Source organism: Cecembia calidifontis (assembly GCF_004216715.1).
GTDB lineage: Bacteria > Bacteroidota > Bacteroidia > Cytophagales > Cyclobacteriaceae > Cecembia_A > Cecembia_A calidifontis.
The window spans coordinates 3,163,004-3,186,784 of record NZ_SGXG01000001.1 but is presented as its reverse complement, the minus strand read 5'-3'; the positions used below and the strand labels follow the sequence as shown (position 1 = coordinate 3,186,784).

Annotated in this window: 20 protein-coding genes; 14 read left to right on the top strand and 6 right to left on the bottom strand. The window is 39.8% G+C overall.

What is annotated here, in order from left to right:
- Positions 1-7: 7 nt before the first annotated feature.
- Positions 8-1,300, bottom strand: a complete 1,293-nt coding sequence (locus tag BC751_RS13765; protein WP_130276046.1) for an APC family permease — start codon at positions 1,298-1,300, stop codon at positions 8-10.
- Positions 1,301-1,706: 406 nt separating this feature from the next.
- Between BC751_RS13765 and BC751_RS13760 the strand changes: the two genes are divergently transcribed.
- The 8 genes from BC751_RS13760 (at position 1,707) to BC751_RS13725 (ending at position 8,969) form a co-directional block, all read left to right on the top strand.
- Positions 1,707-2,657: an arginase gene (locus tag BC751_RS13760; RefSeq protein ID WP_130276045.1), complete on the top strand. Its 951-nt coding sequence runs from the start codon at positions 1,707-1,709 to the stop codon at positions 2,655-2,657.
- Positions 2,658-2,991: 334 nt separating this feature from the next.
- The gene (gene argS, locus BC751_RS13755) at positions 2,992-4,782 is read left to right on the top strand and encodes an arginine--tRNA ligase (RefSeq protein ID WP_130276044.1); all 1,791 of its coding nucleotides are present in this window, start codon (positions 2,992-2,994) and stop codon (positions 4,780-4,782) included.
- 1 nt (position 4,783) lies between these two features.
- The gene (locus BC751_RS13750; protein WP_130276043.1) at positions 4,784-5,365 is read left to right on the top strand and encodes a glutathione peroxidase; all 582 of its coding nucleotides are present in this window, start codon (positions 4,784-4,786) and stop codon (positions 5,363-5,365) included.
- Positions 5,366-5,447: 82 nt separating this feature from the next.
- Positions 5,448-6,362 carry a 1,4-dihydroxy-2-naphthoate polyprenyltransferase gene (locus BC751_RS13745; protein ID WP_130276042.1) on the top strand — a complete coding sequence of 305 codons (915 nt, stop codon included), beginning with the start codon at positions 5,448-5,450 and terminating at the stop codon, positions 6,360-6,362.
- Positions 6,363-6,429: 67 nt separating this feature from the next.
- Positions 6,430-7,281: a universal stress protein gene (locus tag BC751_RS13740; protein ID WP_130276041.1), complete on the top strand. Its 852-nt coding sequence runs from the start codon at positions 6,430-6,432 to the stop codon at positions 7,279-7,281.
- A 1-nt stretch (position 7,282) separates the two neighbouring features.
- Positions 7,283-7,639, top strand: a complete 357-nt coding sequence (locus BC751_RS13735; RefSeq protein WP_130276040.1) for a translation initiation factor — start codon at positions 7,283-7,285, stop codon at positions 7,637-7,639.
- A gap of 41 nt (positions 7,640-7,680) precedes the next feature.
- A complete protein-coding gene (locus BC751_RS13730; protein ID WP_130276039.1) occupies positions 7,681-8,400 on the top strand; it encodes an SGNH/GDSL hydrolase family protein in 720 nt (239 codons plus the stop codon).
- Positions 8,397-8,969 carry a phosphatase PAP2 family protein gene (locus tag BC751_RS13725; RefSeq protein WP_130276038.1) on the top strand — a complete coding sequence of 191 codons (573 nt, stop codon included), beginning with the start codon at positions 8,397-8,399 and terminating at the stop codon, positions 8,967-8,969. Before BC751_RS13730 ends, BC751_RS13725 begins: the two co-directional genes overlap by 4 nt.
- On the opposite strand, the gene BC751_RS13720 is transcribed toward BC751_RS13725, so the two are convergent.
- On the bottom strand, positions 8,970-9,956 hold the full coding sequence (locus BC751_RS13720) for a GSCFA domain-containing protein (RefSeq protein ID WP_130276037.1): 987 nt from the start codon (positions 9,954-9,956) through the stop codon (positions 8,970-8,972).
- A gap of 93 nt (positions 9,957-10,049) precedes the next feature.
- On the opposite strand from BC751_RS13720, the gene gldC reads away from it, so the two are divergent.
- Positions 10,050-10,394, top strand: a complete 345-nt coding sequence (gene gldC / locus BC751_RS13715; RefSeq protein WP_130276036.1) for a gliding motility protein GldC — start codon at positions 10,050-10,052, stop codon at positions 10,392-10,394.
- Positions 10,395-10,859: 465 nt separating this feature from the next.
- Entirely contained in the window at positions 10,860-13,901 is a 3,042-nt protein-coding gene (locus tag BC751_RS13710) for a TonB-dependent receptor (protein WP_130276035.1), read from the top strand.
- Positions 13,902-13,947: 46 nt separating this feature from the next.
- On the opposite strand, the gene BC751_RS13705 is transcribed toward BC751_RS13710, so the two are convergent.
- Positions 13,948-14,394 carry a GNAT family N-acetyltransferase gene (locus BC751_RS13705; RefSeq protein WP_130276034.1) on the bottom strand — a complete coding sequence of 149 codons (447 nt, stop codon included), beginning with the start codon at positions 14,392-14,394 and terminating at the stop codon, positions 13,948-13,950.
- Positions 14,395-14,482: 88 nt separating this feature from the next.
- Here BC751_RS13705 and BC751_RS13700 point away from each other — a divergent pair, with 88 nt between their 5' ends.
- Complete coding sequence (locus BC751_RS13700; RefSeq protein ID WP_130276033.1) at positions 14,483-14,893, top strand: OsmC family protein; 411 nt, start codon at positions 14,483-14,485, stop codon at positions 14,891-14,893.
- A 94-nt stretch (positions 14,894-14,987) separates the two neighbouring features.
- Here the strand turns inward: BC751_RS13700 and BC751_RS13695 are convergent, their stop codons facing one another.
- Entirely contained in the window at positions 14,988-15,668 is a 681-nt protein-coding gene (locus tag BC751_RS13695; RefSeq protein WP_130276032.1) for a potassium channel family protein, read from the bottom strand.
- A gap of 91 nt (positions 15,669-15,759) precedes the next feature.
- The gene (locus BC751_RS13690) at positions 15,760-16,596 is read right to left on the bottom strand and encodes a universal stress protein (protein ID WP_130276031.1); all 837 of its coding nucleotides are present in this window, start codon (positions 16,594-16,596) and stop codon (positions 15,760-15,762) included.
- Between the two features lie 150 nt (positions 16,597-16,746).
- Here BC751_RS13690 and BC751_RS13685 point away from each other — a divergent pair, with 150 nt between their 5' ends.
- Positions 16,747-18,228 (top strand): potassium/proton antiporter, encoded by a 1,482-nt coding sequence (locus BC751_RS13685; protein WP_130276030.1) that lies wholly within the window; start codon positions 16,747-16,749, stop codon positions 18,226-18,228.
- Between the two features lie 39 nt (positions 18,229-18,267).
- Here the strand turns inward: BC751_RS13685 and BC751_RS13680 are convergent, their stop codons facing one another.
- Positions 18,268-20,823 carry a phosphoenolpyruvate carboxylase gene (locus BC751_RS13680; protein WP_130276029.1) on the bottom strand — a complete coding sequence of 852 codons (2,556 nt, stop codon included), beginning with the start codon at positions 20,821-20,823 and terminating at the stop codon, positions 18,268-18,270.
- 239 nt (positions 20,824-21,062) lie between these two features.
- Here BC751_RS13680 and BC751_RS13675 point away from each other — a divergent pair, with 239 nt between their 5' ends.
- A complete protein-coding gene (locus BC751_RS13675) occupies positions 21,063-23,369 on the top strand; it encodes a putative monovalent cation/H+ antiporter subunit A (RefSeq protein ID WP_130276028.1) in 2,307 nt (768 codons plus the stop codon).
- Position 23,370: 1 nt separating this feature from the next.
- Entirely contained in the window at positions 23,371-23,781 is a 411-nt protein-coding gene (locus BC751_RS13670) for a Na+/H+ antiporter subunit B (RefSeq protein WP_130276027.1), read from the top strand.

Here is a 23,781-nt window from a genome sequence, read left to right as displayed (position 1 = left end):
GTACCTACTAATTGTTAATTTTAGAAATCTTACTGTCCAACCTGTACAGGAAAAAACCTATCAAAATTATACCCATTCCTATGAGACTTTCTTTTGGTCTGTCATAAAACATAAAGATCATCACCCAGAGACTGAAAATGATGTAGATGATCTGTAACCAAGGCCTAAATGGACTTTTGAATCCTTCTGCATTTTTGACCAATAAAGAAGAAGCAATGGTGAATGTTCCCATCAACTGTAAAACAAAGCCTACATACAAAAGGACCATTTCAAAAGAGCCAGACAACATCAGCACAAAACTGATGAGGGTATTGAACCATACTGCTCTGACCGGAATACCGTTTTTATTGGTTTTGGCCAAAGGTCTCCATAATTTAAATTCCTTCGCCATGGCATTGGTTATCCTCGGACCTACCCAAGTGTAGCCACTAATGGTTGCAATTAATTGGATTCCAATAAATAAACTTACCCAAAAAATACCTTGATTTCCAAAAATATTTCCAAAAGCCAAAGTGGCCACTTGCACCTTTCCTGAAAGTTGATCAATACTGGCATGTTTTAAGAAAATCAATTGAAGCAGCACATAAACCACCATCACCAAAATTGTCGCTGAAATCAATGCCTTGGGAAGGTTCTTCCTTGGCTGTTCAATTTCCTCTACAATATAAGCTGCAGAATTCCAACCTGTATAAGCATAAAAAACATAAATAAGGGAAACCGCAAAGCCAGGTCTTAAGATTTCGCCTTTCCAAGAAGAAGTAAAAACATAGGATGGTCCGGCAAGAGTAGATGCCCAGACTGTACCAATGACTATCAATGAAAAAACAAATAAAAGCTTGATTCCTGTCAGTACATTTTGAACATTGCCGGATTGATGGACCGAAAAAGAATGAAAAATACTCATGGCTATAATGGAAACCACTCCCATACCTAAACTAAGTTCAGGACCGATCAGGGGTTGCCAATATTGTACCATGGCCATGGAAGCTATAGCTACCGGAGCCGGAAATCCAATTGTAAGGGAAATCCAGGCATAAAGGTAGCCAACGGAAGGGTTAATGGTCCTTGAAAGAAAAATATAATCCCCTCCTGACTTTTTAAAATGTGTCCCCAACTCCGCATATACAAATGCCCCAATCAGTGCCATCATCCCGCCAATGAGCCAAAGCAAGATGATGCTCCAGGTATTTTGACTTTCTGCAACCTGAAAACCCAAACTTGTAAAAACTCCGGTACCAATCATATTGGCAACAACAAGTCCTGCTGCGGTTTTCCAACCAATTTTATCTTTAATGTTCACAATAAGGGAATTAAATTGTGGCTCAATTTAGAATTTTTCGGGAAATTAATGTCATACAGATTATATGAGCATCAATGTAAGCTGATGATCCTTTACCTAATCAATTAATCCTAAGGAATAAATATTCTTCTCCACCAATTTGAGATGTGAAATTTGGCATGTTTAGAAAAGCCATGACTGCTCGAAGCTATCATGCTGAATGAGGAACGGGGGAAGAATTTTCTACCTTTGAGCTTGATCCTCGCTCCACTATGTTTTGATTGATGCACCTGAAACATCTATTGATGATAAAAGAAAAGACCTTCCTGTCTACTACTTAATGTTTCAATCACTTGGTGCTTGATGCTCAAATAGCTACTTTTGCGGCAATTATTGTTTGATTGAAAATAAACCCAAATGAAATTCTATGCGAGATATCAAATTGGTTGAAGTACGTTCAGAAATTGCCGCCGGCACCAGAGGTGCCAGTTTAGGGATTGATGCCCTGAAAATCGCCAGCCTGGATAAAACTTCAGATTTTTTCACGCAGTTTGACCCGATCAATGTACCCGATGCCAATAGCTTTCTTTGGAAAGGTAACCGACATCCCCATGCCAAATACATTGATGGTGTATACCAGGTGTTAGAAAATGTGTACAGTACAATCGAGTCACTGAGATTGGAAAAGAAATTCCCCATCGTTTTAGCGGGAGATCACTCCACTGCGGCAGGTACCATTATGGGAATTAAAGCTGCTAATCCCGAAAAAAGGCTGGGAGTAATCTGGATTGACGCACATGCCGATCTTCATACCCCTTATACTACTCCTTCCGGTAATATGCACGGTATGCCTTTGGCTATGTGCATCCAGACAGACAACATCGAATGCCAGGTCAACGAACCACTGGAGGAAACCATCCTTTTTTGGGAAAAGATCAAAAAAATAGGCGGAGATTTCCCAAAAATCAAACCAGAAGATATCGTGTTTATTTCTGTGAGGGATACTGAGGAACCAGAGGATTTCCTTATCAAAAAATATGGCATTAAAAACTTTACTACTGAGGAGGTAAGGGCTTTAGGAGTAGAAACCGTAGCTAAAGAGGCTTTGCTAATCCTAAAAGATTGTGATCAAATTTATATTTCTTTTGATGTGGACAGTTTGGATTCTTCTATTTCTATGGGTACCGGAACCCCTGTGCCCAATGGACTAAGTGTTGAAGAAGCTTTGAAATTAAATGCCGAGCTGATCAAGGACAAAAGAGTCTGTTGTTGGGAAATTGTCGAGGTAAACCCTACTTTGGATACCGAAAATATCATGGCGGAGAATGCCTTTGACATACTTGAAGCGACTACCAAGTCCTTGGTTGAAAATTTCTAACCTTCCATTTTCAGGTTGATATGAAGGGAAAATTATAAACCGCAAGGCCGCTGAGAAAGATAAATTATGATCATTCCTTAGAGGACTTGGCGGATAAATTAAATCCGCAAGAGACGCTAAGGGAAAATGTAATGAAAGTTTTCCATTGCAAACTTGGCGGTAAAAAATAATATCCGCAATGGGTGCTAAGGTAGACTAGTTTAATCCTTTTCTTTGCAGACTTGGTGGAAAAATTATCCGAAAAGTGTGCTTGGAATAATTATTAACAACCGTTTCGTCGCGGTCTTTGCGGTGAAAAATAAAATTTACAGGGCCTATTTGGCATTTGAATAAAATGAATCTAGAAGAAAAAATTATTTCCAGTTTACATCAGGCTTTCAAAGACCTGTTTGATCAAGACATTGACAGCAAAGAACTTTCCCTTCAGCCAACAAGAAAGGAGTTTGAAGGTAATTTCACTTTTGTGGTATTCCCATACCTCAAAATAACCAAACTCAATCCGGAAGCTTCCGGTCAGAAAATAGGAGAATACCTACAACAAAATTGTCCGGTGGTGACTTCCTTCAATGTAGTGAAAGGCTTTCTCAATTTAAGCGTCAGTCAGGATTCCTGGTTTGAAATATTCGGGCAGTTATATAATAATCCTTCATTCGGACAATTTCCTTCAAATGGTCAAAGGGTGATGGTAGAATATTCTTCACCAAACACCAACAAACCTTTGCATTTGGGCCACTTGAGAAACAATTTCCTAGGCTTTGCAGTGGCAGAGATCTTAAAAGCCAACGGATATGAAGTGATAAAAGCCAATCTTGTCAATGACAGAGGAATTCACATTTGCAAGTCCATGGTGGCATATAAACATTTTGGAAATGGTGAAACACCGGAATCCTCAGGCTTGAAAGGTGACCACCTTGCCGGTAAATACTATGTGATTTTTGACAAAGAGTATAAAAAGCAGATCAATGAGCTCATAGAAAAGGGACAGTCCGAAGAAGAAGCAAAAAAGAATGCCCCTCTTATATTGGAAGCCCAGGAAATGCTAAGACTATGGGAGGCTGGAGATGAAGAGGTTGTAAAACTTTGGAAGACGATGAACGCTTGGGTCTATGAAGGTTTTGCGGAAACCTACAAAAAAATGGGGGTTGATTTTGACAAATTTTACTACGAATCAGAAACTTACCTTTTAGGGAAAAATATTGTGGAAGAAGGCCTCCAAAAAGGCGTTTTCTATAAAAAAGAAAATGGTTCAGTTTGGGTAGATCTTTCTGAAGAAGGCTTAGATGAAAAGCTAGTTCTTCGGGCAGATGGTACTTCCGTCTATATAACACAGGACATGGGGACCTGCGACCTGAAATACAATGACTTCAAAATCAATAAGTCTGTATATGTGGTTGGGAATGAACAGGATTATCATTTTGATGTTCTATTCAAAATCATGCGCAAACTTGGAAGACCATACGGTGACGGGCTATATCACCTTTCGTATGGCATGGTAGATCTTCCTACAGGCAAAATGAAATCCAGGGAAGGGACTGTGGTGGATGCCGATGACCTGATTCAGGAAATGATCGAAACTGCCGAAAGTCATACCAAAGAATTAGGGAAAATTGACGGTTTTACAGCTGAACAGGCTGCAGAACTCTATGAGATACTGGGTATGGGAGCCCTGAAATACTTCCTCCTTAAAGTGGATCCCAAGAAGCGAATGCTCTTCAACCCTCAGGAGTCCATAGAGTTCCAAGGAAATACCGGTCCATTTATCCAGTATTCCCATGCCAGAATAGCTTCCATTTTAAGAAAGGCAGACCAAATCGGCGTGGATTACACCTCCAAGGGTTTTGCAGGAATCAGAAAGTTGGAAGATTCAGAAAGGGATCTAATTGTCATCTTAAATGAATTTGAGAAAAAAATCAGACAGGCTGGAGAAGAGTATGCACCTTCGGTACTTGCCCAATACCTGTTTGATCTGGCAAAAGAATACAATAAATTTTACGCAGAATTACCCATCTTCAATGAGAAAGATAGCTCCATTCAGTCCTTCAGGATTGCACTTTCTGCCCTTACGGCAAAAACAATCCGAAAAGGAATGGGTTTATTAGGCATTAAAGTCCCAGACAGAATGTAATATGAAAAAAATCTTATTTGCTTTAGCCATCATTTCGATAGCTTGCACTTCCGGTGTTCAAAAGCCTAATCCTGAAAAAATCTCAACTCTAGAGCAGTTGCTTATGGAAAAATCCTTTTACGATTTCAAAATGAAGGATATCAACGGGGAAGAAGTTGACTTTTCCCAGTTCAAAGGAAAGAAATTACTTTTGGTGAATGTAGCCTCCAAATGCGGGTATACACCTCAATACGCCGATCTTCAAAAACTCCATGAAATGCATGGGGACAAAGTGCTCATCATCGGTTTCCCCGCAAATAATTTTGGAGGTCAGGAGCCGGGTACCAATGAAGAAATTAAGCAGTTTTGTTCCGAAAATTATGGGGTTACTTTCCGGATGATGGATAAAATCTCCGTTAAAGGAGCAGACAAACATCCATTGTACAGATGGCTTTCTGACAAAGACCTCAATGGATGGAATGACAAGGAACCCAGTTGGAATTTTTGCAAGTATTTCATCAACGAAAAAGGTGAATTGGTGAAATTCTTTCCTTCATCCGTAAAACCAACAGACAAAGAAATCATTGAGTTGGTTACTGCTTAATAGCTCAACTTCCCAATAAGTATAAGCCTGCCTCCTGTGAAAGGGATGCAGGTTTTTTATTAGTTTTGTAAAAAAATAAAAAGTGCAGGTAACCCTTCAAAATAAAAAGCAGGCATGGCTTCATGCCCTTCGTCTTAGAACATTGCCCCTGGCCCTATCCAGTATTTTAATGGGTTCATTTCTTGCAGCTTACCATCAGGCCTTCAAATGGGAAGTGCTTGTTTTGGCAGCGCTTACCACCATATTTCTTCAAGTGCTCTCCAATCTCTCCAACGATTATGGGGACAGTATACATGGGGCGGACAGTTCTGAAAGGGAGGGTCCTGTACGTGCGGTTCAGTCCGGAATTATTCAGCTCGATGAAATGAAGAAAGCAATCATTTTATTAAGTATTTTCTCTTTGATTTCGGGTCTTTTACTATTGTATATTTCTTTACAGGACATCAAACTCTTTTTGCTGTTTTTGGTTTTTGGCTTAGCAGCCATCTGGGCGGCGATCACTTATACTGCAGGAAGTAATCCCTATGGATATGTTGGCTTGGGAGATATCTCTGTTTTTGTGTTTTTCGGTTTGCTGGGAGTAGCAGGAAGTTATTACCTCCACCATCTTGAATTAAGTACGGACATTCTCTGGCCGGCAATTTCTTTGGGTTGTTTCAGTACAGCAGTCCTCAACATCAACAACATCCGTGACATAGAATCGGATAAAAAAGCAGGGAAGCGGTCCATTCCAGTAAGAATAGGAAGAAAGAAAGCCGTTAATTATAATTGGTTGCTCCTAATAATCGGTAACCTTTCCCTCATTGCTTTTGCCTGGGCTAATCAGGCATGGGGAAGTTTGTTGGCCTTATTGGTATTACCCTTGATGATAAAAGTCGGGAAAGCCGTACAAACAAGAACCGTTGCCAAAGAACTTGACCCTTATCTTAAAAAAATGGCTATCTCCACCCTACTTTGGGTTATTCTTTTTGGCTCCGGGCTAATATTTTTTTCATAAATTCCAATCATATTACCTGTATTGATGGATTTTTTGTATTTTCCAACATCAATCAAAAACCATAAACATGAAGACAATTCTCGTACCCTACGATTTTTCAGAAGAAGCAGGCTATGCATTCGAATTTGCTAAAGGGCTGGCTAAAAAAACCCACAATAAACTTAAACTTTTCCATGTGATTGAATTACCCACCCCTCAAAGTTTCAATTCTTATGGGGAAGTTGGTGCTTTTAGCAGCGAAGGCACCCAGATTTTCATGATCGAACTCATTGAAAAAAGAAAAAGACAAATGGCAGAATTTGAAGCCGAGCTAAAAGACGAAGGCTTCAAATTTGAAACCAAAATGGTTTTCGGTAATCCTTTTGCAGGAATTGCTAAAGAAATCGCCGAAATAAAAGCAGATATCGTGGTAATGGGCAGCAAAGGATCTTCAGGACTGGAAGAGGTCCTAATAGGTAGCAATACAGAGAAAGTGGTTAGAAATGCATCATGTCCGGTAATCACCATTAAAAGTCCAATTACACCCGAAGAAATAAAAAAGGTGGTTTTTGCCAGTGATTTCAATGATGTACCCTCAGATGTTGTCAAAAGACTAAAAACAACTATTGAAACAATTGGCGCCGAGTTGCATCTTGTCAAAATCAATACCCCAAGCATGTTTGAAAGCACCAGGACTTCTATGGGTAAAATGGAAGACTTTGTTGATGATTTCGAAATCAATGCAGCTTCTATGGTGGTCTATAATAGCTCCACGGAAGAAGACGGTATTTTGGAATATGCCGAAGATATCGATGCGGATATGATTGCCATGGCCACCCATGGAAGGACTGGATTCCTTCACTTATTGAGTGGAAGTATCGCTGAAGATGTGGTCAATGCCGCCAAAAGACCGGTTTGGACCATGAAATCCAAAAAGTAAAATGAGTAAAAAAAAGAATAACGACTGGAAGAAAAGAGACGGAGTAGTCTATTCTACCAGCGAAGATTTTGAATATAGCTTGGGTGATGAGGTTGAGGCACAAACCCTTCCCCCCCAACAACAAAACCTCAAAGTGATGTTGGATAAAAAATCCAGAGGAGGAAAGCAGGTTACGCTTATAGAAGGTTTTGTAGGCTCAGATGAAGACCTAAAAACACTGGGGAAATTACTCAAAACCAAATGTGGTGTAGGAGGAAGTGCAAAAGATGGAGAAATCCTTATACAAGGTGACCATCGGGACAAAGTCCTTCAGGTTTTGCTCCAAGAAGGCTATAAGGCAAAAAAATCAGGGGGTTGATTCTTTCAACCCCTTTCCAATTCATTCCTAATCAAGTAATCATGATTTTAAACAGGATATTGTACTTTTTTGAATTGGTTATTCTGATTCCCATATTCCCCTTACTTTACTTTTATGGGAAAAAATTAAGGCAGAAAATTGGGAAGTTGCCTCCACATTCTGAATTCCTGGCTTTAAAAAACAAACAAAACACTGCCAATCTATTGATTATTGGTGAATCTACTGCTGCGGGAGTGGGAGCAAGTCGAAAAGAAAAGACTTATGCTTACCAAATCCATCAGCTTCTACAGGAGGATTTTTCAGTTTATAATTTGGGAAAAAACGGCCTCAAAGCCGATAGACTCAAACGGCTCTTGGTTCATGGGAAACAAGAACTTCCCTCTGGTTTTCATTCAGCAATTGTGCTTATTGGAGCCAATGATTGCTTCAAATTTACTCCACCTTCAAAATTTCGAAGAGAATTGAAAGATTTTTTCCATTTGCTTGAACGAACTTATAAAATTGGAAAAATCATTGTCCCTTCCATTCCTCCGGTAAATCAGGTCCCCGCCCTCCCAGGTATCATCAGATTCTTCCTGGGTTGGCACAGAATCATGCTTGTCAGAGAAATCAATTCCTTGTTGAAAGAAAACAAAAAGCTGGTTTACCTACCAATCAATCCCAAATTCCCCAAAGAATTCTTTGCGGCAGATGGGATTCATCCCTCGGATCATGGATATCAGAAAATGGCTGAGAAGGTTGTAGAAAGCATCAAACTATGAAGCAAAAAATTGCAAGGATATTCACCGTGGCAGGCCATCCATTGGTATTGGGTACCCTGTATGTGATTGTAATGGCTATGGGAAACCTCCCTTCTGATACAGCATGGTTATTGTCCCTTTTGGTCTTGGGATTGGTTACAATGCCGATTGTAGTCCATAACCTGAGAAAGTTAAGAAAAGGAACCTATTCAAATTTTGATGTTTCCGATCAGAACCAGAGAAAAGGATTTTACCCTTTTGCTATTTTGTTGTTCCTGATTTTATTAGGAGTTATTTATTTTATGGATTTTCCAAAGACAGTCTTGTACAATATAGCCAACTTTTTTGTGATGCTTTTGGTAATGGCCTTGTTCAATTTTAAAATCAAGGCCTCACTACATGCTGCCATATCATTTTTTACAGCAATGGGCTTATTCAGTATTTCCAGCCTAATGGGAATACTCATAATGGCATTGGCCATGGGAACGACATGGTCCAGATTGGAGTTGAAAAGACATACCAGAACAGAGTTGCTTATTGGCGCATTGACCGGATCGTTTTTTGGAATGATAAGCTTGAGCTTATCATAACTATTTACCCCTGTACCTTGTCTGCTTTCTCAATTGATCTATTTCTTTTGCGAAATCAAAATCTTTGCTGTATTTGTCTAATTTCTTTTGGAGGTTATCCAAAAACTTCTGATGGGATGGGCTTTCCGGATTAAAGGGCTTATGGTCAAGATCACGTTTAATTCCTTCAAATTCTTGGATCAAGGGATAGGATTTGGGATCAACCCAAGCCTGTTTGAAGCGTTCCCAAATATAGTCTTCCGCCTGCGGAGTGGGATGAATGAGGTCATCTTTGTAAAAACGATAATCCCTAAGCTCATCCATCATGATTTCATAGCTTGGGAAGTAATGAACAAAGTCATAAGCTTCTGAAAGATTATGGGCAGCCAACCTAAGGATAGATTTACTCAATTGATTTTCCGGAATCCCATCTTTGGTATGTCTCACGGGACTGACCGTAAGCAGGACAGTGGCTTTTGAATTGAATTCCCTGAAAAGGTTAAAAAAGCTGACAAAAGCTTTTTGAATTTCATCTGGCGTCAACAAGCGCTTTTCAAAAAGACCCGAAGGCTGCTTATGGCAATTGGCCACAATCTGTCCCTGACTGCCAAATTCATAAACCCAGGAGGTGCCGAAAGTAATCAAAAGATGCGTAGCAGATTCGAGAACCTGCTTGGCCTGTGCCTGTTTTTTTTGAATCAACCTGACCAATGATTCCTTCGAATAAGCAACAATATCAGAATGCATCCCAAAATAAAGGTGTAACCCATCCCTCACCAAAATAAGATCCGAATTGACAGGCATCTCCAAAATGGAATCCTCCATCACCTGGGCAATTGAAATCGGATTAAAAAGGGTACCAAAAGGATTATTCAAAACATAAAATTTCCTTTCGGTCAGTTTGTCCCCCATCACGGTAGAAAAACAAGAGCCTATAGAAAAAAGCTTTGATTGATGGCTGATTTTGGGTCTGCCCTCCGGAATATCAAATGAAAGTGTCCAATGCATGACCTAAAAATAGAAATAAAGATAGGGAACTGGGGAACAAAAATGGACAAAAATTTATTTTAACTAGTTTTGTGATGAAAATTTGAAAAACCAATGAAAAATTCTGAAATCAAATTTATAGTCCAATTGGACGACAACAACCTTCCTAAAGCCATTCAATGGGATGCCACAGACAAGGAAGCTGAGAGAATGGAATCCACTAAAAGCATCAGCTTAAATGTATGGGACAACCTGAACCACAACACTTTAAGAATTGACCTTTGGACAGATGATATGTCTGTAGTGGAGATGAAAAGATTCTACATTGACATTTTGGGAGGTATGGCCCAGACTATCCTCAATAGTACCGGAGATGAATTCATGGCTGAAGAAATGAAAGATCTTTGCGACCGACTTGTCCGACATGTCAATGAGGAAAATAAAAAAATGAGTAAATAATTCTTTGTCGATCCGGACTTAGAATTTTTAGTTCCACAAAAAGAACTTTTGTTTCTTACATAAAAAGGCCTGGTCAATCTTAAGGGCTATCAAAGAGCAAGGGGGAAGGAAACTGATTTTAGGCTGTCCTTCCCCTCTTTTTTATTGAATTAATACGGTCATTTACCTGAAATTTGGATATGCTTAATTTAACTGGCATTTGAAATCTTAAAACCGAAACCGCAATTGATTCTTTTGCGTCTTTTATTCGGTCCAAATCTTTTTTCAGTGGAATCCTATCCCATTTTTATCCATTTTCTTTTGAAAATGAGCCAGTTTCCAATTCTTCAAAAAAAGATTTGAAAAATCTTAAGATATTTTTTTTTGCATTTTCATTATTAATTGTGATTTTAAACTAATTTTCCGTGCTATTCAGGAAAATTCTGAAGGGATTAAAAAACAAACACAATTAACCCAACATAGCTTATGCAAAATTTTACTAAAAGTTTATGGCAAGTAGTTTTATTATTGCTTGTCATAGTTTCCTTAGGGAGCCATGAGGCCTTTGCCCAGACTACTACCGTGTCGGGTAAAGTCACCGAAGAAAGGACCAAAGAAACCCTTGTAGGGGTCAACATTGTGGTCAAGGGTAGAGTGGTAGGAACCATCACTGACCTTAATGGTAATTTCAACCTGAGAGTCAACCAGGCACCTCCATTTACCTTGGTATTTTCAATGATCGGATTTTCCTCCAAGGAAATAGAGATCACGGAATCCAATGTTTCTAACCTACAGGTTACTTTAGCTGAGTCAAGTATTCTTGGCCAGGAAATCGTAGTTTCTGCTTCAAGGGTGGAAGAAAGTGTCCTTCAATCTCCCGTTACTGTGGAAAGAATGGATATTATTTCTATCAGAGAAGCTCCGCAGGCCAGTTTTTATGATGGTTTGAAAAACATGAAGGGCGTGGAAATGAGTACTCAATCACTTACCTTCCAGTCTTTCAACACCAGAGGTTTCAATGCCAATGGTAACGTAAGAACTGTTCAGCTGATCGACGGTATGGACAACCAGGCTCCTGGTTTGAACTTCTCCGTAGGTAATATTGCCGGTATCTCTGAACTGGATCTGGAAAGCGTGGAATTGCTTCCCGGTGCAGCATCTGCACTTTATGGACCAAACGCCATCAACGGTATCTTGTTGATGAATTCAAAAAATCCATTCCAGTACCAAGGTTTCTCCGCCCAGATCAAGAGTGGTATCATGGATCAAAACACAAGATCCAACCCAACTACTGGATTCTATGATTTTGCAGCCAGATATGCTACTGCATTCTCTGACAAAGTGGCCATGAAATTCAATGTAAACTATCTGAGAGCAGACGACTGGCAGGCCAATGATTTCAGAGACCAATCATTATTGAACGGATTTGGAATTGCCAACGGTACAAGGGAAAACAACCCAGGATTTGATGGTGTAAACATCTACGGTGATGAGACCAACGTCAACATGTTCAGTGTAGCCCAAAGCTTGGTGAATGCAGGAATTCTTCCTCAGGCTGCTTTGGGTATAGTACCACAGACATTTGTATCAAGAACAGGTTATTTGGAAAGAGACCTGGCTGATTACGGAACCAAATCATTGAAATTGAACGCTGCATTGCACTGGAGATTGAATGACAATGTAGAGGCAATTTTCCAAGGTAATTATGGAGCAGGTACTACAGTTTATACAGGTGCTGACAGATATTCCATAACTGGATTTAATATTGGACAATATAAAGCAGAATTAAGAGGTGCCAACTGGTTCTTAAGAGCCTATACCACTCAAGAAAGATCCGGTGATTCTTATGCAGTGGGCATTGCAGGTCAGGGCATCAATGAAGCATGGAAACCAAGCCAGCAGTGGTTCGGTGAATATGTAGGAGCTTTTGTGCAAGCAAGAGGCCTTGGACAAAATGAAGCACAGGCACATGCCACTGCAAGAGGTGTAGCGGACCAAGGCAGATTCCTGCCAGGAACCCCTCAGTTTAACCAAGCTCTTGCTGACGTAAGATCTAGACCTATTCCAGGAAATGCACAAGGTGTTGGTGCAAGGTTTGTGGACAAAACCAACCTATACCACCTAGAAGGTTCCTATGCCTTTAAAGACATCAAGTTTGCTGATTTCCTGGTAGGCGCTAACTACAGAGTCTATGCACTTAACTCAGAAAGAACTTTGTTCGCAACAGATGATGACGGCAATGAATTCAGCATCAGAGAATTTGGTGGATATGCTCAAGGTAGCAAAACCATAGCTGAGAAATTGAAAGTTACTGCTTCCGTACGTTATGATAAAAACGAAAACTTTGACGGACAGTGGTCTCCAAGGGTAGCAGCAGTCTACACCGCAGGACAGCACAACTTCCGAGCTTCCTATCAGACAGGCTTCAGAATTCCGACTACTCAGGATCAATACATTGACCTTTTGACTCCGCAGGCGAGATTGATTGGTGGTTTACCGTTGTTCAGACAGCGATACAATTTTGCCAACAATCCAGTTTACTCTTTGGCAACAGTGACCAACTTTGGTGGTGCAGTTTTGGCTGATACTCAACCCAATTCTCCTGTATACCAGCAAAGTATCCAACAAGCAACTCAATTGGCTATTCAGCAGGCAACCCAAATTGTAACGCAGCAAGTACAGCAGGGAATCATTCCTCCTGACCAAGCGCCAGCAGCCATTGCAGCACTCGTACCACAGTTGGTACCGCAAATCGCTGCCCAGTTGGTTCCTGCCAATGCTGCTGCTGCCAACCAGGATAAGAAAACCCCCTATGAATTGACCAGATTCAGACCGGAAGTGGTAAGATCTTATGAAATCGGATACAAAAGCTTGATCGCAAAAAACAAACTTTTGGTAGACGGTTACTTCTACTACAACAGATTTGAGAACTTTATCGGTGGTCAGGTCTTGATCCAAGATGCTAACTTCAATCCTCAAAACCCTGCATCAGCACTAGGATTGAACCTCTTGAGCGCCAATACAAGAAATGTATTTTCTATGCCGGTTAACAGAGAGGAAGTCATCAAATCTTATGGATGGGCTTTGGGAGCTGATTACCAGTTGCCTAAAAACTACACCATAGGAGGTAACGTTTCCTTCAACAAATTGGCCAATTTGGATGAGTTGGCAGAAGTGGGCTTTATCCCATCATTCAACACCCCTGAATATAGAACCAACCTAACCTTTGCCAATAGAAATATCAACAATAAAAACATCGGCTTTGCCTTGGCTTGGAGATGGCAAGGGGAGTTTGTATGGCAGTCTTCTTTCGTAGGGCCTGCTGTCAATACCCAGCAACTGTCTGTAATGCCGGCATTCAGTACCTTGGATGCTCAGGTAAGCTACAAATTGAAAAGCATCAAGTCTATCGTAAAACTGGGTGGACAGAACCTGTTCAACAGTTCAGGATACCGTCAAGCTTGGGGTAACCCTACTGTAGGTACCATGTACTTCGTATCCTTGACATTTGATGAATTCCTAAATTAAAAAAACTTAAATTTTAAAAAAGCCATTCTCATTAGGATGGCTTTTTTTATGTCTTAAAATCATGTATCGAGAGCCTCATCGGGGTTACGTTTCCATAAAAATCGAAAGTATTTCCAATGACCCTGGCACCTAATTTCGACAATAGATTTACAGTAATATCCCTGGCATCGATATGTACTTCTTTGGCGCCAGCATCAAAAAGTTCTTTCAAGCTTATTTGGATCAGCTTTTTCCCTATTCCTTTGCCTCTCCATTCCGGATCAACAGCAAACCTTCCCCAATGCCAGATTTCGTTTTCCCACCAAGCAATGGCCAAAGCAATCAGCCTTTCTCCATGAAAAACTCCCCAATTCATCTGGGGAAATAAATTGACAGGAAGATAAGATTCAGGAATGTATTGCTCTAAAGTGAATACCTTTTCCATTAATCCAACGGCAAGCGGAATCTGGTCATCAGATAACCGAAAAATTTTTAAGTCTTCATTACCTTCCATTCCTTGAATTTAAATCTTATTTTTAGGAATGATCCAAAAATTGAAATATTATGGATCAACGGTATAAAACACAAAAACACATTTTGATATGAAAAGAAAAGCTACTGCCGTATGGCAAGGTTCAGGAAAAGAAGGAAAGGGACACCTGACCACAGAGACCGGAGTATTGAACAAAACCCAATATTCTTTCAGTTCCCGCTTCGAAGACGGTGCAGGTACCAATCCGGAGGAATTGATTGCAGCAGCACATGCAGGTTGTTTTGCCATGAAACTCAGTTTTAACCTTAGCGGTGCCAATTTCCCTCCCAAAGAATTGGACACGCAATGTATTATCACTTTTGAAGAAGGTACTGTAAAACAGTCCAAATTGATTTTGAAAGCGAAAGTCGATGGAATCAGTGAAGAAAAATTTGCCGAACTGGTGAAAGATGCCGAGAAAAACTGTCCCATTTCCAGGCTTTTGAATACCGAAATTGTGGTGGAGTATACATTAAACTAACATTTACTTTAGGCTTTTGGATTTCTTTAATTCCAAAAGCCTCTTTTTAAAAATAGGATTCTTGGATTTTTTTGAGAATTTAAATTTAGGATTTTTACCCATTTGGATTTTTGGAGGCATACGAAACCAGTTTGGCGATGACCACTGCAGGATAAAGAATTCCAACCACCGATAGAAATGATGACAACATTTTCGCGATTGTGTTGGTAGGATGAACATCCCCAAATCCAACTGTACTGAGACTCACCAGGCTGAAATACATAAAGTCCCCAAAATCCTTGTCCATTCCTGTAAGCTCAATATTGCCTTCAATGGAGTTGCCCAAGTATAGATGAATCAACTCCATACCAAAAGCCCCAACCAATGCCATGCAAAGGTAAACGTTAACCGCTCCAATTATCCTGTAAGCATTCACTTCTTCATCCCTGAACAATAGTCTAAGATTAATAACCATAAACAGGACCAAATTCAGAATGATAACGATCCTTTCCAGGTTATAGAATTCATAAGGGTTATCCCCAAACCTGATAATCCGCAAACCAAGGTGAAAGGAAATCATAATCATAGAAGAAATGACAAATACACGTTCCCTTGCAGAGAAAATACCAATAATAAAAAGTGCAATGAACATCGCATTCAAAAGGAATGAATTGTCTGGCTGAATATCATTTAAAACGGGAAGGATAAAAACAATCACAAGTAGCATGACCAATAGGGAAATAAAGGAAACATCAGATTCCCAGTATTTTTTTGTCTTGTGTAGCAGATTATTCATACAAACTCAAATGTTTTGACCATTTTTAAAATCCCAGAATTGATTAAAGCTGATAAAAATTCATGAGAAAGATCGGAAGTAGCTAACCAATTCATAAAGGCAAAACAATTAAAGGAACGGAACCATCATATACCAAATCATTCACCAGAAACTTTCTGAACAATTTGTCTTTGAAGGTTCTGCTACCTCTTTGGATGACCAATATCTCTTTATTATTATCCGTTATAAAGGATTTAACCTGTTGAAGGACATCTTCTCCTGAAAAAACAGCGGTTTCGATTTTTAATCCGGTTTTGATTTTTTGGGTCAAGGCATCCAGGTAATCATTCAGGTCATCCACATTGTCCTTTTCCATGGCAATACTAATCCATTGTAAGGTGGTGACTGATCTTGGAAGAAAGGAAAGCAAGTACTCCAAGGCATTAAGGTTAAATTTATATTTCGGATGTACGCTGATTATGATTTTATTGGGTTCAAAATTTTGAATATTCTTGGGTATAGCCATGGTGACATGATTGAGTCTTTCTATTACTTCAGTCACCAAACTTCCTAGAAAAACCTTTTTCAATAATCCACCTCCCTTGAGGCCCATCAAGATAAAGGAAGATTCATATTGTTTTTCTTTTTTTAGAAATTCAATTAATGGAACCTCTAAAATTTCAAAATCAACCTTTGTTTGCTCACCGAATATGGTCTTTTTTAAATCCAGCCAGGTTCTATTTATTTCATGGATCTGCCCATACTTCATTTTTAACCTTAATTCATTGCCAGCCAAAGTGGGCACCTGAAAGTCCAGTTCATTAAAAACCTTAATTTCCAAGCCGGAACTGCTTGCCCATTGCTTAGCTACTTGAAGTACTTTTTTGGTGTAATCAGAAAAGTCTGCCAATACAATTATCTTTGGTTTTTCACTGCTTGTATTTTTCATAGAGGTAATTTAAAAAAAGGAAATAAATAAATGTAGGAAAGCCGTCATGGATTTATGAATTTTATTAGTCAAACTTAAGTTATAGATTCCAGAGATTTGCAAACCCTCCCTTTACTATGGAGGTATGTGTCACAATTTTAAAAAGAGTTTATGGTACTAACTTCTGAGAATATTCTTTTTATTGGTTCTATCCTGCTTTTATTAAGTATTCTGGCTGGAAAAACCTCCTATAAATTTGGCGTGCCTACCCTTATACTTTTCTTGGGTTTAGGTATGATGGCAGGTTCTGATGGACTTGGTATCCATTTTGACAGTCCCTCAACGGCCCAGTTTATTGGTATTGTATCTTTAAATTTCATCCTTTTTTCAGGGGGGCTAGACACGAACTGGAAATCCATAAAACCAGTATTATGGCAAGGAATATCGCTTTCCACTGTTGGCGTATTGATTACTGCTGTTTCTTTAGGGCTTTTCTTTTGGAAAATTTCCGATTTTACTGTTTATGAGGCTTTATTATTGGGGGCAATTGTATCTTCCACAGATGCTGCAGCTGTTTTTTCCATTTTGAGGTCAAAAAGTCTGGCACTAAAATACAAATTGAGGTCAGTACTTGAATTGGAAAGTGGTAGTAATGACCCTATGGCCTATGTTTTGACCATAGCATTTCTTGGGCTTGTCACTAATCCCGAAACTTCATTTTTATCGCTTATTTCTACCTTCTTTTTGCAAATGACCCTAGGGGCTGCATTAGGGTTACTGTTTGGCTGGTTAAGCATCCACACCATCAATAAAATCAATATTGGATTTGATGGATTGTACCCTGCCTTGGTCATTGCCTTAATGTTCATCACCTTTTCTTTTACAGATCTTGTTGGTGGCAATGGTTTTTTGGCTGTATACCTTTGCGCAGTTTATATTGGTAACCATGATTTTATTCATAAAAAAACAATCTTAAAAATTTATGACGGGGTTGCCTGGTTGATGCAGATTGTACTTTTCCTAACACTGGGGTTATTGGTAAACCCTACAGAAGTTATTCCCTATGCAGGATTGGGGCTTGCAGCTTCACTCTTTCTCATATTTGTTTCGAGACCATTGGGGGTATTCCTTTCTCTTTTACCTTTCAAAATGAAGAACAGAAGAATGTGGTATATTTCCTGGGTAGGTCTTAGAGGGGCTGTCCCCATCGTTTTTGCTACTTATCCATTAATCGCCGGAATAGATAAAGCACCAGTGATTTTTAATGTGGTGTTCTTTATATCAGTCAGTTCTGTCATTATACAGGGCACTACACTTTCCAAAGTGGCCTCTTGGTTTAAAGTAGCATTACCTGAAAAAGTAAAACCTGTTTCTCCCCTGGACAGCTTCCTCAAAGAGGATCCAAAAACCGCTATGGTTGAAATCCATATCCCTGAGGACAATGAAATAGTAGGTAAGAAAATTCTTGAGTTGGGCTTTCCGCAAAACGCCATCATTGCCATGATCAAAAGGGATAAAAACTACCTAACTCCTAACGGTACCACAAAAATTCAAGGTAATGACACATTGATAGTTTTGGCTGAGAATTATGATCATTTACAAAATGTCTACGAGGTATTGAATTTGCCGGTGCCTGATTTTGGAGATGATTAAAACAAATGGCACTGAATTTTTCCAGTGCCATTTGTTCTTCTAAGCTGCATTCCTTGCCGCATTGATAATTCCAAACATAGTGCGGAGAATAAGTTTCTGTAATACCGGGTCATCCATGCCTTTTTCCAACATGGTCTGTATGGCATATTGCTGAATGGTGATTACAGGTAAGACAATTTTTTCCCTGATGGCAATAGACTGCCTGGAAGTAGGATTGTCCTCCAATAATACTTCCATACCTGAAACCTCCAGCAACAACCGGATTGTCCTTTCATATTCCTCAAACATCAATTGCCAGAACTCCGCGTATTGTTTGTTTTTTTTCAGATATGCTGTAGCCTCATAAAATGACTTTGCCAAAGATTGCATCGAGTTGCCCAGCAGTGATCTAAAGAAAAGGGAATCATTGTACAATTGTTTGGCAGCTTCAAATTTACCTTCATTTTTGAGCGCCTGCAGGGCAGCTCCTACCCCAAAAAAGCCAGGGATATTTTGTTTCATCTGAGCCCAGGAACCCACAAATGGTATGGCCCGAAGATCCTCAAATTTTAGACCCGAATCCTTGCCCCTTTTCAAAGGCCTTGATCCGATATTCACCTGTCCGAAATATTTCAAGGGTGTGACATGTTCCAGATAATTCAGGAACTGAGGGTGATTTTTGAAGTCCTTATAAAATTTGTAGGAAACATCCGCCATTTCATCAATCAAAGCCCTTTGGTAGGCATTTAAAGTTTTATCTGGGCTCAGGTAAAGCTCATTTTCTATGCCCGCACACAAAAGTTGCTCCAGGTTATAACTACAGGAAACTGGCTTGCCATAATTGGCTGAAATGGTCTGTCCCTGAATGGTCACCTGGATTTCTTTGTTTTCTACCTGAGGACCGTGCGAAGCATAGAAATTGTGCATATTACCACCACCTCTAGCAGGAGGTCCCCCTCTCCCATCAAAAAACACCACATTAACCTCATATTTACGGGAAATTTTCGTCAGTTCCTCCTTAGCCCGTAAAATGGACCAATTGGCACGGATATATCCCCCATCTTTGGTACCATCAGAGAAACCCAGCATAATAGTCTGCTTGGAATTCCTGCTTTTCAAGTGTTTTTGATATTCCGGATTTTGATAGAGTTTCTCCATTATTTTTGGAGCTTCTGCCAAATCATCAATCGTTTCAAACAAGGGGACAATATCCAGGCTAAGGTCTTTTTCATCCTTTCCCAAAGTCAACCTTCCCAACTGGAACACTTCCAGCACATGCAGTGCAGACTGGCAATTAGAAATGATGTAACGATGAAGCCCATCTTCCCCATTATTTTGTTGAACCGTCCGGATGGCATCAAATGATTTTAACATTTCCTGATGGAACTCATCCTTGAAGGCACTAATTTCAGGAAGTGAATCAAAATCCAGAATGAATTTTTCTTTGTCTTTTTCATGAAGCTGATGATAAGCTTTCAGCGCATCCTCTCCAACCTGAATTCCAATGATCTCATCCCAAAGCCCATCATGCTTCCTACTGTCCTGACGGACATCCATATTGGCAAAATGGAATCCGAATATTTTTACTTTGAGGATAAATTCATCCAACTGCTCCAAAAAAAGTCCATCATGATATTCTATAAGCCCTTTTCTGGCATCCATCAGGTCAGATAGCAATTCATCTTTGCTCTTATAATAATTTTGATCTTCAAATAAGGAGTTGAACAAGCCATCTTCTACCTTAAGCATGATAGGCTCCACATGCTTGAAGGTAAGTCTTCTTCTGATTTTCCTTACATCCCGGTAATAACATCTCAAAATCCACTTTTGCAATCTTTCTGCTACCTTCACTGTGATATCATGTGTAACAAAGGGATTACCATCTCTGTCGCCTCCCGGCCAAAAACCAACTTTCAATAATCCGGAATTTTCCCACTCATGAAGGGGTTGGTCCAACATGTTGAGCAAACGGGTCATGATATCCGGAATGGACACATAAAAAACATTGACCAAAAACCAGATCAAACTTACCGCCTCGTCCAGTGGGGTGGGTTTTTCTCTATTGATAAATGGAGTTTTTCCTAATTGCTGCAAAAGTAAATTGATGCTACCCAAATCATTGGCCTTAATCGCTGATTCCAAGTCTGTAATGATTCCCAGTACATTGCCGGGATAAAACTGGGTGGGATGCGCTGTAAGGGTAAGCCTTACTGAAAAGTCCTTTAATTTTCTAATCAATTCTTCCCTTTTCCGGTCATTGTCCACCCTGGCCACCAATGCCTGAAGACTTCCCTTCCCTTGTAGATCATGGATTTTGTCAAAAGCAGCATCTTCTATAGAATCAAACAAAACCACTTGCCGCTCTACATATTGCACCATCTTAAAAAGCAGTTCATGCCTCTCATCTTCTGAATTTTTAGCCATTAATTCATCAAAAAAACCTTGAATAATTTCTTTCGGTGTCTTTTTGTTTTGAAAGCCCTCATGACACTTGGATGCCAATATAGGCAACAAGGTTCCTGTCCTATGGATATCACTAAAAGGCAAATCCAGGAAAAGGCTATTGTATATGGTAAATCTTTTGGCTACTTCTGTTTCGTAATTATTTTTTGACATGATAGGTTTAGGGTTTTGAAAGGTTGAATTTAACAAAAAATCAACAAATGCTACTTGCAATTACTTTTTTGTCAAAGGAATACGTTTTTTAATTCCAAAAAATCAAAAGAAAAACCAGAAGTCTGCAATAAAATCAACAAAAACCAAAAAATATTTTATTTCGTAATGACCAAGATAGATCGCGTTTTGATTAATTTAGAGAATTAAAATTTTAAATCTGGGAACGTAAATTCTGTTTTATGATATTGGCTGTTTTATTAGGATTTATTTTTGCATTGCTGACTCCCTTATGGAACAGGGTCTTCCCTAAGGCATTTCCTTTTTTATTTTCAGCGCTCCCTATCCTTCTCTTTGTTTTCTTTGCCATAAAGCTTGAAGGCATTCAGGGGACAAATTTTATCATTGAAAAAAACAGTTGGATTCCCCAACTGGGAATTGATCTGAATTTTAGGTTGGATGGATTGTCCATGCTTTTTTCCCTGATGATTACAGGAATAGGTGCTTTGGTTTTTGTGTACACCAGCTATTACCTCAAAGGACATATTTATCTGGATAGATTCTACGCTTATTTATCGATGTTTATGGCATCGATGTTGGGCGTGGTACTTTCTGACAACTTAATAACGCTTTTTATTTTCTGGGAATTGACCAGTATCAGTTCTTTCTTTTTGATAGGATTCAATAATGAAGAAAAAGCATCCAGAAAGTCCGCCATGACTGCTCTGGGTATTACCGGCTTCGGTGGACTGGTCATGTTGGCAGGATTTGTATGGATAGGTAGTATATCTGGGACCTACTCCCTTACAGAACTGATGAACCAGCCCGAAGTTTTGAAAATTAACCCCGGGTATGTATGGATTTTAATTTTGCTCTTTACAGGTGCATTCACCAAATCTGCCCAATTCCCTTTTCACTTTTGGTTACCGGGAGCTATGAAAGCCCCTACTCCTGTAAGTACCTATTTGCACTCTGCCACCATGGTGAAGGCAGGTATTTTTCTTCTGGCCCGTTTTTCACCTATTTTGGGCAATAGCCTGGAATGGAATTGGACCCTCACCATTATTGGGGCGATCACAATGACCTACGCAGCTATTCACTCCCTGTTTAGAACAGACCTGAAAAGTATCTTGGCTTACAGCACGATTTCGGCCTTGGGAATTTTGGTGTTCTTGATCGGATTGGGAACAGAGGATGCATTATTGGGGGCTGGTTTATTTATTCTGACCCATGCGCTTTACAAAGCCGCCCTCTTCCTTATTACAGGAATTATTGACCATGAGACAGGGACAAGGGAAGTTTTCAAACTTTCTGGCCTCCAACACAAAATGATGCCAGTAGCCATAGCCGGGTATATTGCCGCTTTGTCAAGTGCAGGTGTTCCTTTTTTCTTAGGCTTTTTATCCAAAGAAGTCATGTATGAAGCTGTCCTAAATCTTCCCCAAGCAGCTGCATTGCTAACCTTTTTAGCGGTCTTAACAAAAATCTTTCTTTTGGTGGCTGGATTTTGGGCAGGCATCAAACCTTTTAGAGGAAGTGTCTCCGATGCAGCAGAGTCTGCAAAAATGCCCTCTCCAAGATTGTGGATACCTACCACTCTATTGGGATTCCTCAGTATTGCATTTGGTGTTTTTCCTGGACTGGTAGAAAAATCCCTGATCCTGCCGGTACTGAACAGCATAGCTGGATATGAGGTAGACACTTATCTTGCCCTTTGGCATGGCTTCAATTTGGTTTTACTCTTGAGTATATTGACCCTTGTCTTGGGAACGGGACTTTACTTCTATTGGAAACCCAGTCCTGAAAAATTCCAGGCTACTACCCGTTTTTCATCTCTCTCCCCTGAGCATCTGTTAGCTGTTTTGGGGAAAGGATTTCAGTCATTTGCCGAACGCTGGACTGCATTTTTCCAAAATGGATACCTCAGAAATTATGTGATTACCATTCTGATTTTTTTGAGTGTTTTGATAGGTTACCGCTTATTTTCAGGAGTATATATTTATTTGGATTGGAATCAGATATCAGAAATCACCCCTTCTGAATTCATCGTGGTGTCTTTGATGGTGACCTCTATTTTCTTTGTTGTTTTATCCAGATCAAGGACCGCAGCCATTGTAGCTTTGGGTGTGATCGGTTTTGCAAACTGTCTTTTCTTCTTGTACTATTCTGCACCGGACCTGGCCATGACCCAGTTTTCCATCGATACACTGACGGTTTTACTTTTCATGTTGGTGCTTTTTAAGCTCCCTTTGAACAAGACCTTCTCCAGTCCTAAAATCAGGATAAGGGATGCCATTATCTCCTTGTTTTTCGGGACTTTAATAGCCATTTTGGCCTTGGAGGTATTTGAGGAGCCAAGTGTTAGGGAAGTGTCAGACTATTATGCTGACAATGCTTATATATTGGCTAAAGGCAGAAATGTGGTCAATGTGATCCTGGTGGATTTCAGGGGATTTGACACGATGGTAGAAACTGTAGTACTTGTTATTGCCGCGATCGGTGTATTTAGCTTGATGTACCTGAACTTAAACCCAATTAAAAAAGACTGAAATGAAATCAATAATATTCCGAACATCTTCTAAATACCTCCTTCCGATCCTTTTGATCTTTTCGGTATTTATCCTGCTCAGAGGACATTATTTGCCTGGAGGGGGATTTGTAGGCGGGCTGATGGCTGCATTGGCATTTATCCTCCATTCATTTGCTTTTGGTCTAAAAGAAACGAGAAACATCATCAAAGTGCATCCTGGTTTCCTGATGCCGCTGGGACTGGTTTTTGCCTTGGTGGCCGGATTGGCTCCCTGGATTTTTCAGGAACCTTTTATGACAGGGCTTTGGTATGGTGAACCGCTCCGGATGATTGGAATGGTAGGAACTGCCTTGATTTTTGATATTGGGGTGTATTTCGTGGTTATTGGGTCAGTTTTAACTGTCATGTTTTCAATTAGAGAAATTATTTGA